The sequence below is a fragment of the Sphingomonas qomolangmaensis genome (assembly GCF_024496245.1).
GTDB classification, from domain to species: Bacteria; Pseudomonadota; Alphaproteobacteria; order Sphingomonadales; family Sphingomonadaceae; genus Sphingomonas; species Sphingomonas qomolangmaensis.
Genome location: NZ_CP101740.1, coordinates 1625774 through 1638047, shown reverse-complemented (window position 1 = coordinate 1638047; position 12274 = coordinate 1625774). Strand labels below are relative to the sequence as shown.

Below are 12274 nucleotides of genomic sequence, written 5' to 3'. Positions count from 1 at the left end.
TCGTAAGCATTCTATATTCCCCGTTTGATGTGGGCCTGCATCGCGTTCACGGTCCGCCGAATATGCGTCCTTCTCCCGAGCGGAGCCCTAACGAACCAAATGCTGGTTCGTTTGTCAGTACCGCCGGGATCCGTCTAGCTCGCGTCGCTCGTAGGTGGCGCGGTCAAAGCCAACCACTATCGCGAGCGATTCGACCGGCTTCGATCCGGTTCGATGCCCCCAGCTTGGCCGCCGCCTCCGACAGGTAATTGCGTACCGTCCCTGGCGACAGCGCGAGCGAGCGGCCGATTTCCTTATTCGAGCGGCCGTCGTGCGCAAGCCGCAATATCGCGCGTTCACGATCGGAAAGCGGGTCCGACGGGGCGAACGCCGCGGTGGCGGCGAGCTCCGGATCGATAACGCGGCCGCCCGCGGCGACGCGGCGGATCGCGTCGGCCAGTCGATCGGCGGGGCTGTCCTTGAGCAGATAGCCCGACACGCCGGCGTCGATCGCGCGGCGCAGATAGCCCGCGCGGCCGAAGGTCGTCACGATCAGCACCCGCGTCGCCGAGCGTTGCTGCGCTAGCTGCGCCGCCACCTCGATCCCCGTCAGCCCGGGCATCTCGATGTCCGACAGCAGCACGTGCGGCCCGAGCGATCGCACCATATCGAGCGCCTTCACCCCGTCGGGGGCGCGTCCGACCACCGCGATGTCGGGCTCCAAGGCGAGCAGCGAAGCCAGCGCACCGAGCACCATCGCCTGATCCTCGGCGATCACGATGCGGATCATGCCACTGTCGCCGGCACCGCGGCGGTGACCTGGGTGCCGCTACCACGCGCCTCGACGCGTAGCCGTCCGCCCGCCGCCGAAAGGCGAGCGCGCATGCCGCGCAGGCCCGAACCCTCGCGAAACTGGCCGCCTCGGCCATCGTCGGACACGATCAGCGCGACGGCGGTTCCGTCGTCCTGCAGCGCGATCGTGCAACTCGTCGCGGCGGCGTGGCGGATGACGTTGGTGATCGCCTCGCGCAGCGCCATCGCAAGCACCGCGCTGTTGGCGGCGGCGGTCGCAAGTTCCTCACCGGTGACGGTGCACGCGACGCCCGCGGTCTGCAGCGCAGCGCGCGATGCCTCGATCTCGCGCGCCAGGCCGGTGTGGTGCATGTCGGCGACCGTGGCACGGACCTCGGCCAGCCCGGCGCGCGCAGCCTGGGCCACTTCGTCGATCTCGCGCTTGGCCGCGGCGGGATCGGTATCGGCGAGGCGCGACGCCAGATCGGATTTGAGCGCGATCAACGTCAGCGTACGTCCCAGCAGGTCGTGCAGATCGCGCGCGATCCGCTCGCGTTCGGCCTCTCGCGCCAGCAGGCGAACTTCCTCCTGCGCCCGCAGGAGCGCCCCATGCTTTTCACCAAGCGCCAGCCCCGCCATCTTGCCGTATACGACCATGGCTTCGAACAGCGGCACCATCACCGCGACATACCAAGGCAGGCCCCCGCCGATCACTGCGACGACCGACACCAGCATCAGCCCGCCGACGAGCCGCACCGCATGGCGCGCGGGCCGCAGCTCCGCCGCCGTCGCACACGCGTACACCGCTAGCACCGTCCAATTGCCCCCGAACGGGATCATCGCGAGCGCCAGCGCCATCATGAGGATCGCCGAAACGATGATCCGCCGCCCCGAAACGCGTGCGGCGTAGATGTAGAGAGCTAGAAACAGCGCCAGCCCGGTGGCGGACACGACCAGGTCGAGCGTGCCCGGCGGATTGCCGAGCCAAGGCACGCCGAACAAGGGAAGATAGACGAGCCAGATCCATGGGCCACGAACGTCGGCCAGGCGCTGGTACCAGCGCTGGCCGCCAACCCATGGAGTCGCGCTCGGTTGCATATGGGCGATGGTCGCTGGCGGTTGGGCTGCGGTCAAGCCGGGCTTCGCCGCCAGCCGCCCACCGCGAACCAAGCTGCGGCGGCCGAGATCGCGATCAGGGTGAGCAGGTGCAGCCAAATCGCACCCTGCGGTGGAACGCCGATCGACGCGAGCGCGAGCTGCCCCAGATGGAACGACGGCGTCGCCCACGCGATCTGTTGCATCCAGCCGGGCAGGATCGTGATCGGCATCCAGAGGCCGCCGAGGATCGAAAACCCAAGATACAGCGCGTTCGCCGCAGCGATCGCCCCCTTCGAGCCGAGCCGCATACCAACCGCGAAGCCCAGCAACGCGAACGGCACGACCGAGAGCATGTGTACCGCCACCAGCAAGCTCCATTGCTCGGGACGAAGGCTGACCCCGCCGAGCAACGCCAGTCCATAGATCAGAGCGAGCGCCATCGCCGCCATCGCGCCCGCCGCCACCAGCTTGGCGAAGACATAGGCGCCCGCGGGAAGCGGCGAGACCCGCTTCAATTCGATCAGCCCGTTTTCGCGTTCGACCGCGACACCTGCGCCGAAGCCGAACAGGGCAGGGCCGGTGGCGGCAAACACCCCGAAGGTCGCGAGTGAATACGCCGCGGCGTCGGGCCCCGCCCTGTTTAGCGCGATCGCGAACAAGCCGTAGAAGACCGCGGGGGTGATGATCGTCGGCAGGGTGAACTGGGGCAGGCGAAGGCTCTTGCGCAGTTCGGCGATGCTTTCGCGGCCGAAGACGCCGAGCGGATCGGCAATCGCAGTGTCCATCACGCTGCCCTTTTCATGCTGGAGAGATGGCTGAGGGCGTCCTCGAGCGAAGCCGCGGTGATCGTAAGGTCGCAGATCGTGGGATCGGTGCCGAGCAGCGCGCGCGCCGTCGACGCGCCGTCGGCGACCATCAGTGTGGCAGCGGCGCCGTTCCGGTCGATCGAGCGCACGCCGGGGAGTGTCGCAAGCTCGCGCTCGGACAGCGCGGTGCGGCAGCGGATCGTCGAACCCGCGACCCGCGCCTTGATCGCGGCGGGGGCGTCGTCGGCGATGATCCGTCCCTCGTCGATCACGATGATCCGGTCGGCCAGCGCATCGGCCTCTTCGAGATAATGGGTGGTCAGCAATACCGCCGCGCCGTCATCGGCCTCTTCGCGCACCGTCGTCCAAAGCTGCCGTCGCGCTTCGTGGTCGAGGCCGGTGGTCGGCTCGTCGAGCACGAGCAGGTCGGGCCGGCCGCAGATCGCAAGCGCGTAATGGAGCCGGCGCTGCTGCCCGCCCGAAAGCTTGCCCGCGGGGCGCGCTTCGAGCCCCTCGAGCCCCGCCAGCGCGATCGTTGCCGCCACCGCGCGCGGATATCGGTAATAGCCCGATTGCAGCGTGACGAGCTCGAATACCGTCAACACGTCGGGCAGGCCGCCGCTCTGGAGCATGACCCCCATGCGCGCGCGCGCCGCGGGCCGGGTGGGGTCGAGCCCGAAGAGCTCGACCCGGCCGCTGGCTGGCGCAAGCCTGCCGGTCAGAATGCCCACGCACGTCGTCTTGCCCGCGCCATTTGGCCCCAGCAGCGCGGTGACTTCGCCTGCGCGGACCTCGAGCGCGATGTCGTCGAGCACCAGATGATTTTCGAAGTGCTTCGATATACGCTCGAGCCGTGCGACCACGGCCATGGTGTCTGTGCCCATTGCTTACTCCCTTGCCGGCGCCACCATCGGCGGGAGACCGGTCTTGGGCCAGTGCGGCTTGTCAGGCCGGATGGGTGACAGATGTCACTGGAGCCGAACCGTGCTTGAACGGCTTGGATCACGCTTCCCGATCATTTGCGGCACAGCAGTGATCGCTTGTTCGCGGCCCGAAAGCCGCCGGTCGGCGAGCCACCTACTTCGCGACGCATAACCCGGGGTCGCGGCGTCGATGCCGCGATCGAGGCGCTGGGCCGGCAACCGACCTTCGAATGGGCGCTACCATGCCTGCGGCCGGGCGGTACGCCGTCGTCGCTCGATGCAGCGGCTGAGCGTGAGGCCGTGCACGGCTCGATGGAGGCGACGATCGCCATAGTCCGGTTCTATTGGCAGCCGCTCGTTAATCGATTGGCCGTTCGGACATGAAAAGCCTACGTAGAATATTGAGCATCAGCTCCCCTGGTACCCCGTATGTGCGTGATGAGCACAATGCGGCTGAGTAATCGTGCAGAAGGCTAGCGTAGGTATATCAACAAGCTGAACCTGGGGAGCACTGACCGACACATCCTCGATTGGATATGTGCGATGGATACCGTTTTCTACAGGATCACCGTGGTTCACTGGAAGCTCGACGACGAAATGCGAAGAGAGACGCGGGCCCACTTTACAGGCAGGATCAGGATCCTAAGGCTGGGAACGCTTCGACTTGCTGGCAACAATCAGATCCTTCAAGCAGTTCGCGGCAACAGGCTTGCGCGAGTAAGAAGTGGAGATCGAAACCGAATGGGGTCGAGTTTACCCTTGTCGGACGGGTTATTTCCTTCCCGCCGAGCAAGCGCGGTTTTGATCGGGTGAAACCATGGAAGTCCTGGCCCTAGATTTTCTCGGTAAGCCTGCCTGGATGTGGCTGGCCTTCATCGGAATCGTCGTCACGCTGCTCGCCCTGGACCTCGGCGTGCTGCACAGGAAGCAGCGCGAGATCGGAGTGCGCGAAAGTCTATTTCTGTCAGCGGGATACATTGCACTGGGAGCCAGCTTTGGCGCTTGGGTGTGGTGGTACATGGGCGAGACGGCTGGGATGAACTATCTGACAGGATTTGTAATTGAAAAAAGCCTGGCGATGGACAACGTGTTTGTCATCGCAATGATCTTCAGCTACTTTGGAATTCCCCGCGTCTATCAGCACCGTGTCCTATTTTGGGGAATCCTTGGCGTCATATTGCTACGGGGTATCATAATTGGTTTCGGTGCTGCGATAGTCGAACAGTTTAGCTGGGTGCTATACGTATTCGCGGCTTTTCTTGTATTCACTGGCATCAAGATGTGGGTCATGGCTGATCAGCCATACGACATCGCCAACTCGACTGTACTGAGATGGGTGCGGCGACGGTTCCGCGTTGCCGATAAGCTGCACGGTCACTCCCTCTGGGTGATGCAAATCGATCCCAATACCGGTAAGTCATCCCGGTTCATAACGCCACTGTTCCTTGCGTTGATTATGGTCGAGTTTGTTGACGTCATATTTGCCGTTGATTCGGTGCCGGCAATCTTCGCGATCACTACTGATCCGTTCATTGTTTACACATCGAATATATTCGCAATCCTGGGTCTCCGTGCTTTATATTTCGCACTTGCGGCTATGGTGGACCGGTTTCATTATCTTAAATACGCACTGGCAGTATTGCTAATATTCATTGGCTCTAAAATATTTGTTGCGGATGCGTTTGGGCTAGCAAAAATTCCTCCGTCCGCGTCACTGGGCATTACCTTCGCTATTCTTTCCTTCGGAGTGGGCTGGTCGCTATGGAAAACACACGAGACGCCTTCTTCGGTTTCCTCGGCCTAGCTTGGTAACAGCCACGTCGTGCATAACAATGTTAGCTGGGGCGCTTCTGGCGCCTCGTGGTTCCCGGGTTGTCGGCGGCGTGCTCGGCGAGCGAGAATTCGGCGGGATTACCGGCGTTCCAACCGGAATCGATAGGCGCTCAATTTGGTGTGCGTCAGCACATCAGTGACGATTGCCCATTAGCGTCCGGTATCCCAGGCGGACAGCAGTCCGGGGTGACAGGCCGGTTGGATAGGCCGAGGCCAAATCCCGCCTAAAATGGCGCGCCATTGCCAAAAGGGTTTTGCGATCGGGAGTGGAAGCGTCGCGTATCGTCGCCACGAGAGCGGCCGGGAATAGCTGCCCCTCAATGACAGGGGGCCTATCGGACGACATAGACGAAATCTGTAATCGTTCTGCCGGTCCGGGCTTCGCAAACCGCATTGCCCCGCCGCTCAGCCCGCGGCTTCAGCTTCTTCCAGCTTGCCGAGTGATCGGCAGTTGCAACATGGAAGACGCAACCATTGCCAATATCATCGGCGTAATGGATCCGAACCGCCTCCGTTTTGCTATGGTCGTGCGGTACAAATATCTTGCCCCTTCGGCTCGCCGTCCGGATCGACGCGGTGGGCAGCAGGGGCGTTTGCGGCAGCGGGGCGTAATGGCTCGGAATCTCTGCCGCGATGAGCGTCAACGCCCGCGCCGAGCTATTTTCGATGACGATGGTGGGTCCGTGACCGTCTCCAACAAAAAGGGCCAACGCGCTCAGGATAGGGCTCATCGCGGTCCTCCTTCAGCAAAGACCGGGGGCGATCGGTGCGCCTGGGCACCTTCTGAGACTAATGCTTCGATATGTCGCGCGGATCGCTGACATGGCTCCCCATCGAGGATCAATGCGTTCGTCCAGCCGATGCCGCCACGCAAAGCATCCAGGCGGATCAGCCAGTGCCCGATCCATTTGGATGGTGACCCCTGCCGCCCTTCAAGGACCAAATCTCGTACGAACTGCGACCCGCGTTCCTTACGAAACACCAGCATTGACGGGGGATCACCGGTCAGCGCCATGCACGCGGCGATCGAAAAGCCGCGCCCTGCGGGCAGCACGAGCGTAACATGCGCTAAAGGTGAATGAAGCCCCGCGGCGATGCGCGACTGCCTCGCCGGCTTGGTACGGGAAGGCATGCAAAGCATCGCGGGGCTCCACCGAGTGTCAGCCCGTAGAGGGGTCGCCGAGCTGGTGTCGATTACGTACCGGAGCGATTGCGATAGCTCCAATAGAAAGGTATCGTAGCGATCGATAGAGCTGTTCTATGGGAGCGCCGTGTGAAGCTCAGACAGCTGGAGTATTTGGTAGCGATCGCGGACACGCAGTCGTTCGCCAAAGCAGCCTTGCTCCTCAATGTGTCGCAGCCGACGCTCAGCCAGCAGATTCGGACTTTGGAAGACGATCTCGGCCTACCTTTGTTGGAGCGGTCGCCCAACGGTGTTTGGCCAACGCCAGCGGGGCGAGAGGTTATCGACCGAGCGCGTGCCATCCTGCGTGACCTGCGAGAACTCGACCATGTCGCCCGGCGTGCGGGAAGCCGAGTATCGGGAACCATCCGCTTTGGAACGACGCCTACGCTCGGACCATATCTTTTGTCGCCGGTGATAGCCGAACTGCATCAGTCGCTGCCCGACCTACGCATCCATGTCCGCGAAGGCATCCCGATCTACCAGACCGACGATCTGGCTAAAGGGCAGATCGACCTTTATCTAGGTCCGCTGCCCATCTCGAACCATCTATTTCAGGTTGAGCCGCTGTTCCGCGAGCGTCTATACTTGGTCGTTGCCAAGGACCATCTCCTTGCCGGTTGTCGCGCGGTGACGGCCGATCAGTTGGCCGGCTTGCCCGTCCTGTCCATCGATCAACGCCACCAGTATCACCGTCAGATAGCGAACATTGCTGATCAGTTCGGGATGCGACTGGCACCGGATTACGAGGGTACGAGTCTCGACAGCCTGCATCAAATGGCGGCAAGCGGCTTGGGGGCGGCAATCCTGCCCCAGCTCTATCTTGCGTCAGAGGTGGGAGGGTTTGCTGGACTGACCGTGGTCGACGTCGCGGGCTGGGATGCTTACCGTTCGATAGCGCTGGCATGGCGCAAGTCCAACGTCTTGGGCGAGCACTTTGCAATGATCGGCGAAAGCATTGCTCGTCTGGCGCGGTCGTTGACGCTAGAAAAGCTTGAAACGCCTCAAGCTTGATCACCAAGAAGTTTGAATCGCACGCTGGGAGATGCTTTCGATCCGCTGAGCGATGCTTTTAGTCGGCCGAGCTAACGCCCCAAGCCCGTACGAACGCGGCTGTGTGTTCCTGGCATAATGCGTCCAGGTCGAGTGGGCGCACGTCGCTGCCGCCCAACTCATGCTGGTGGAGGAACGCGATCAGAAGCGGCGATACTAGCGCGATCGCCGGTCCGCGCGGATCGACGGCGCGCATGTCACCGGCATTGATATGAGCCGTCAAACGGGCCTCTATCGCAGCAAGGGTCGGCTCCAAGGCTGACCCGAGAAATACCGGCCCAAGCTCTGCATGACGTAGCCCCTCGGTCAGCCCGACCGAAAACATCGTGCCCACACCATGGCGCAGGCCCGTCGCGACATGTGAAACGGCGTCCGCGATCGAAGTCGAGAAAGGCCCTGTCGGTCGCGCCAACGTGGCAAGGGGTTCGGCCCCCTGCCGCAGATCGTCCTCCATGACTGCGCGCACCACGTCGTCGCGGCGCCCGAAATAGTGACTCATCGTCGACAGGCTGACCCCGGCGGCCGCCGCGAGCTCGCGCCAAGACGCAAGCGACGCACCCCGCTCCGACAAGCGCGCACGCAGCCGCCCTAGCAGTGCGGCGCGGCGCTGGGCGTAAGCGGCGTTGCGGCTTCCGACTGCCCTAGACATGGATCAGTTGAACCAATCTATCTTCTCGTGTATTGTATCGTCCGATCCAACATATAGGCATCATCGATGCTCAGCCTCTACCTTTCCTCGGACGGCTTCCGGGCTATCACCGTTCTGCTGCTCGCGATTGGCCAAGCCGTGATGTCGCAATGGCCTGACTGGCGGAAGTGGCCGGAGACGATTGCTAGCAGGTCGGCCCGTCAGTCGACGCCGGCGGTGCCGATCGACTGGGCGTTCGCGGTGTGGGGATTGATCTTTTTAGAGTGCTTCGGATTCGGGATCTGGCAGCTATTGCCCGGGCAGCTCGACGACCCGCTACTCCGCTCGATCGGTTGGCTTGCCGCCGGGGTTTTCGCGCTGAACATCGCTTGGGAATATTACGTACCTCGTCGCGACATTGACTGGGGCAGCGTCGCGATCATCGTCGCCGCGCTCGCGGTTTTGCTTACTATCGTATGGCGGATCGAAGCCGCAGAACCGCACAATGCAGCAACATTCTGGCTGGTAGCGGCGCCGTTTCAGCTCTTCTCCGGGTGGATTTCTGCGGCGACGTTCGTCAACCTGTCCTCCACATTAAGGTTCAGCGGCGTGGCGATCGGGACGGGACGTAGCGTCGCTTTAATCGCCGCGGCTGCGCTGCTCGGTAGCGTAATCGCAGCGAAGACAGGCGCGCTGATCTATGGCGGGGCCATCGCTTGGGCGCTATTTGGCATCGTGGTCGCCAATCGGGGGCGGGTGCCCAATTCTCGCGTTGCGATCGCAGCCGGGTTGCTTGCCCCGGCCGTGCCGCTTGCTGCACTGCTCGGGAGCTGAGGCGGTGAACGAGATGATGATCGATACGCCGACCGGGAGTTTCGGGGTCCGCAGCGCCGGAGCGGACGATGCGCCGATAGCGCTGCTGCTGCACGGCTTTCCTGACGATGCCTCGACCTTCGACCAAATCGGCCCCGACCTAGCCGCCAAAGGCTATCGCGCCGTCGCGCCATATCTGCGCGGCTATGCGCCATCGCCGTTGGCCGGGCCGCTTACGCTCGATGCTTTGGTCGCCGATCTGCTCTCGCTTGCCCGTACGCTGTCCCCGAATCGGCCGGTCTGTTTTGTCGGGCACGATTATGGCGCGCAGATCGGATATCTCGCGACGACCCGCGCGCCGGAGCTTTTCGCGGCGGCCGTGATGCTCTCGGGCGCGCATCCGGCGGCGATCAACCGCCGCATGAAGCGCCTGCCACGGCAATGGTGGATGAGCCGCTACATCATTTTTTTTCAGTTCGGCGGTGTCGCCGATCGCGCGGTGGCGCATAACGATTTTGCCTATGTGGAGCGACTGTGGCGGCGGTGGTCCCCCGCCTTCACCCCGCCGCCCGCGCACCTCGCGCGCGTCAAGGCGACGCTCCGCCGCTCCATGCCTGCGCCGGTCGCCATGTACCGGGAAGGCGGCTTCGAGGTGCCGGCCAACCCGATTGCGGTGCCGACGCTGTTCATTGCCGGTGAGAAGGACGGTTGCCTCCTGCCTAAACTCTCGGACGGGCAGGACGCCATCTTCACCAAAGGATACGCGCGGGAGCTGTGGCCCGAGGTTGGCCACTTTCCTCACCTGGAACAACCCGTGCGAGTGGCCGAAGCAATCGTTGCGTGGTTTTCCCGATATGGGGCCGACGTACATACCTCGCCACCTTCGACAGGTGCTGGTGTCAAAACCGAACGGGGCTGTTGAACAGGCCGGATGCTTTGCCTGATTGCCTGGTAGTACCAAACCGACCAGCAAAGGCGCATATTCGGCGGGCCGTGAACGCGATACAGGCCCACATCAGACGGGGAATATAGGGCGCTTACAAGCGCTCGAATTTGCCCGCGACGCGATAATGCTCGGCCACTTTGTGAACGACGTTGCCCGAAGATTGCGGTTTGGGTCGACCTGACCACGGTAGCAGCAGCTGCTGAACCCCGTTCGTGGGCTTGCGCGTCATCCAGCTGCTTCTGTTTGATTTCTGCAGACCGTAGGCCTCCGCTACGCCCGGCAGCAGAGCGCTACCAGCGACTGCAACACCCCCGCCATCACGCGCTTAAGCCCCAGTGATATTGCGAACATTCTCGCACGAGCAAATCCGAACGATCTAGGGGCCCTGGTCCGGGTACGGCGATTGACAGCTAAGCTACTATCTCGGCTCATCTGAGTTTCGACAGTTCGATCATTCCTTACGAAAACCGGACAGATGCGCTAACCGGGATCACCCATCGGGTACTATGGCCTACCCACTATAGACAGGGCGAGCGAATTCATGTTCGACGAATACGGTTTTCCAGGCGACCCCGACTTCGACTACGCCGCGCCCACACTTTATACTTTTGTATACTGCAGTCGTGCCGCCGAAGGCGTCGATGATATGGAGGTCAATCGCATCATCGAATCAGCGCAACGCTACAATCTCGCCAAAGGCATCACCGGGGTGCTGGTTTTCGGCAGCGGCGTCTTTTTCCAATGGATCGAGGGACCTCCCGCCGAGGTGCAGAAGCTGATCGCGAGCCTGCATAGCGATCCCCGCCATTACGACATCGTCCCGCTGGACCGGGGTGAAGAAAAGCGCGAGCGCCTGTATCCGAATTGGGAGATGGAGCGGGTTGAAGCCGACGACATCCGCACGGTGCTGCAGGACGCGCTTGAAAGCGCAGAGGACGACAATAACGTTGCGGCGCTGCGGCGTATCCTCGAACACTTGGCTTCGGGTTCGCTCAATTCGCTTGGGCGAGGTTCGTTTGGCTCAAGTGCGGCAACATAGCCGCACGTCAGCCTGACCCGCATGCGGACAGACCGCAATCCCCCCTTCGCACCGTCCAAACCGCGTAGGGTGCTTTCGGTTACCTGCGGGCGATTGCTACGCCTCTGCGCGATGATACCATGGGGTGATGTGCAACAGAGCAAGATATGCAGGCGAACCCGACACGATTTTCGCCGCTGCCAACAAGCTGTTCGGCGAAAGGCCGCGGGACAACCGGTTTGATGCAAAAGAGTTGCGGCCGAAGGGTCGCGCCTATGTGATCCGCGAGCACGACGGCGAGCGCGCGTGGGACGTGATGCTCTGGGACGTGCTGGGCGGTCAGGCGTCTTGGCCGATGACGAATGTCCGCAACCTGAAGCTGCCGCAGTGGCGCAAGCTGGCAGAGAAGCCTGAGAACCGCTGTCTGGTTCCCCTTACCGAATTCTGCGAATGGACGCCCGACAAGCACGACCTTGGCGACGGGAAGCCGCCGCTGAAGGGTGAGATGTGGTTCCAGGTGACCGACCAGCCGGTGTTCGCAGTGGCGGGCTTTTGGCAGCAGACCAAAGAGGGCGCAGGCTTCACCATGGTGACCTGCGATCCTAACGAGCTCGTGGCTCCGATCCATCCTAAGGCGATGATCACGATCCTCGAAGCCAAAGACGTCGATACCTGGCTGCGCGGCTCGTACGACGCGGTGGTCGAGCTCCAGCGACCCTATGACAGCTCCAGAATGACGGTTCGGGGGCCGGTGTTCCCGACGCGGCAAATGGAGCGGTGACGGAGTTGGGGCGGGTTGCTCATGAAGGCCCGGCAGCGGCTAGGATGTCCTCAGCCACGCAAGCCCGCCGGCCCGTTCCGCTACTTCAACTCGTCGCGCGCGGTGATCGGGCTGGTGGTGCTCATGAAGATGCCCTTTCCGGTGTCGTCGCCGAATGCCGGGAACCTGCTCACACATCCGACGGCCGCGGGCGCGGCGGATGCACGCCTTCCGGCACTGGCGCCGGCACTTCGAGGAGATAGCGGTGAGGCTCAACGGCGGATTGATCTACCGCTGGCGAGCCGTCGACCAGTAAGGCGTCCACTCAATTTCGACGTGAAATACATCGAGACCGACACCACCGCGCGGCTCAGCACGACTGCGATCGGCGACCAGTCGCTGCGCGTGCATCTCGTCCGCTAGTGGTCGGTGCTGGCTTCGG

13 protein-coding genes and 1 pseudogene are annotated in these 12274 nt (G+C 62.7%); 7 read left to right on the top strand and 7 right to left on the bottom strand.

Features of this window, described 5'->3' with window-relative positions; all coding sequences use genetic code 11:
- Positions 1-163 precede the first annotated feature (163 nt).
- From NMP03_RS07710 to NMP03_RS07695, 4 genes are read right to left on the bottom strand one after another with little or no spacing between them, the layout of a single operon-like run.
- Positions 164-769, bottom strand: a complete 606-nt coding sequence (locus tag NMP03_RS07710) for a response regulator transcription factor (RefSeq protein ID WP_256507895.1) — start codon at positions 767-769, stop codon at positions 164-166.
- The gene (locus NMP03_RS07705; RefSeq protein WP_256507894.1) at positions 766-1869 is read right to left on the bottom strand and encodes a sensor histidine kinase; all 1104 of its coding nucleotides are present in this window, start codon (positions 1867-1869) and stop codon (positions 766-768) included. The genes NMP03_RS07710 and NMP03_RS07705 overlap by 4 nt, the downstream gene beginning before the upstream one ends.
- Before the next feature lie 32 nt (positions 1870-1901).
- Positions 1902-2654, bottom strand: coding sequence for an ABC transporter permease (locus tag NMP03_RS07700; protein WP_256507893.1), 753 nt, complete (start codon positions 2652-2654; stop codon positions 1902-1904).
- The gene (locus tag NMP03_RS07695; RefSeq protein ID WP_256507892.1) at positions 2654-3559 is read right to left on the bottom strand and encodes an ABC transporter ATP-binding protein; all 906 of its coding nucleotides are present in this window, start codon (positions 3557-3559) and stop codon (positions 2654-2656) included. The genes NMP03_RS07700 and NMP03_RS07695 overlap by 1 nt, the downstream gene beginning before the upstream one ends.
- An 856-nt stretch (positions 3560-4415) precedes the next feature.
- Between NMP03_RS07695 and NMP03_RS07690 the strand changes: the two genes are divergently transcribed.
- On the top strand, positions 4416-5402 hold the full coding sequence (locus NMP03_RS07690) for a TerC family protein (protein ID WP_256507891.1): 987 nt from the start codon (positions 4416-4418) through the stop codon (positions 5400-5402).
- A 361-nt stretch (positions 5403-5763) separates the two neighbouring features.
- On the opposite strand, the gene NMP03_RS07685 is transcribed toward NMP03_RS07690, so the two are convergent.
- Positions 5764-6162, bottom strand: a complete 399-nt coding sequence (locus NMP03_RS07685) for a hypothetical protein (protein ID WP_256507890.1) — start codon at positions 6160-6162, stop codon at positions 5764-5766.
- 542 nt (positions 6163-6704) lie between these two features.
- Between NMP03_RS07685 and NMP03_RS07680 the strand changes: the two genes are divergently transcribed.
- A complete protein-coding gene (locus NMP03_RS07680; protein ID WP_256507889.1) occupies positions 6705-7628 on the top strand; it encodes a LysR family transcriptional regulator in 924 nt (307 codons plus the stop codon).
- Positions 7629-7686: 58 nt separating this feature from the next.
- On the opposite strand, the gene NMP03_RS07675 is transcribed toward NMP03_RS07680, so the two are convergent.
- Together NMP03_RS07675 and NMP03_RS16200 are read right to left on the bottom strand one after the other, a co-directional pair.
- Positions 7687-8166, bottom strand: a complete 480-nt coding sequence (locus tag NMP03_RS07675) for a hypothetical protein (protein ID WP_256507888.1) — start codon at positions 8164-8166, stop codon at positions 7687-7689.
- 9 nt (positions 8167-8175) lie between these two features.
- A pseudogene (locus tag NMP03_RS16200) lies at positions 8176-8316 on the bottom strand (hypothetical protein); the annotation flags it as partial.
- A 66-nt stretch (positions 8317-8382) separates the two neighbouring features.
- On the opposite strand from NMP03_RS16200, the gene NMP03_RS07670 reads away from it, so the two are divergent.
- The 5 genes from NMP03_RS07670 to NMP03_RS07650 all read left to right on the top strand — a co-directional run bounded on the left by NMP03_RS07670 (position 8383) and on the right by NMP03_RS07650 (position 12255).
- Entirely contained in the window at positions 8383-9129 is a 747-nt protein-coding gene (locus NMP03_RS07670; protein ID WP_256507887.1) for a hypothetical protein, read from the top strand.
- 13 nt (positions 9130-9142) lie between these two features.
- A complete protein-coding gene (locus tag NMP03_RS07665; protein WP_256508055.1) occupies positions 9143-10030 on the top strand; it encodes an alpha/beta fold hydrolase in 888 nt (295 codons plus the stop codon).
- A gap of 565 nt (positions 10031-10595) precedes the next feature.
- Positions 10596-11093: a BLUF domain-containing protein gene (locus tag NMP03_RS07660; RefSeq protein ID WP_256507886.1), complete on the top strand. Its 498-nt coding sequence runs from the start codon at positions 10596-10598 to the stop codon at positions 11091-11093.
- Positions 11094-11220: 127 nt separating this feature from the next.
- Entirely contained in the window at positions 11221-11853 is a 633-nt protein-coding gene (locus NMP03_RS07655) for an SOS response-associated peptidase family protein (protein ID WP_256507885.1), read from the top strand.
- Positions 11854-11874: 21 nt separating this feature from the next.
- Positions 11875-12255, top strand: coding sequence for a hypothetical protein (locus tag NMP03_RS07650; protein WP_256507884.1), 381 nt, complete (start codon positions 11875-11877; stop codon positions 12253-12255).
- Positions 12256-12274 lie beyond the last annotated feature (19 nt).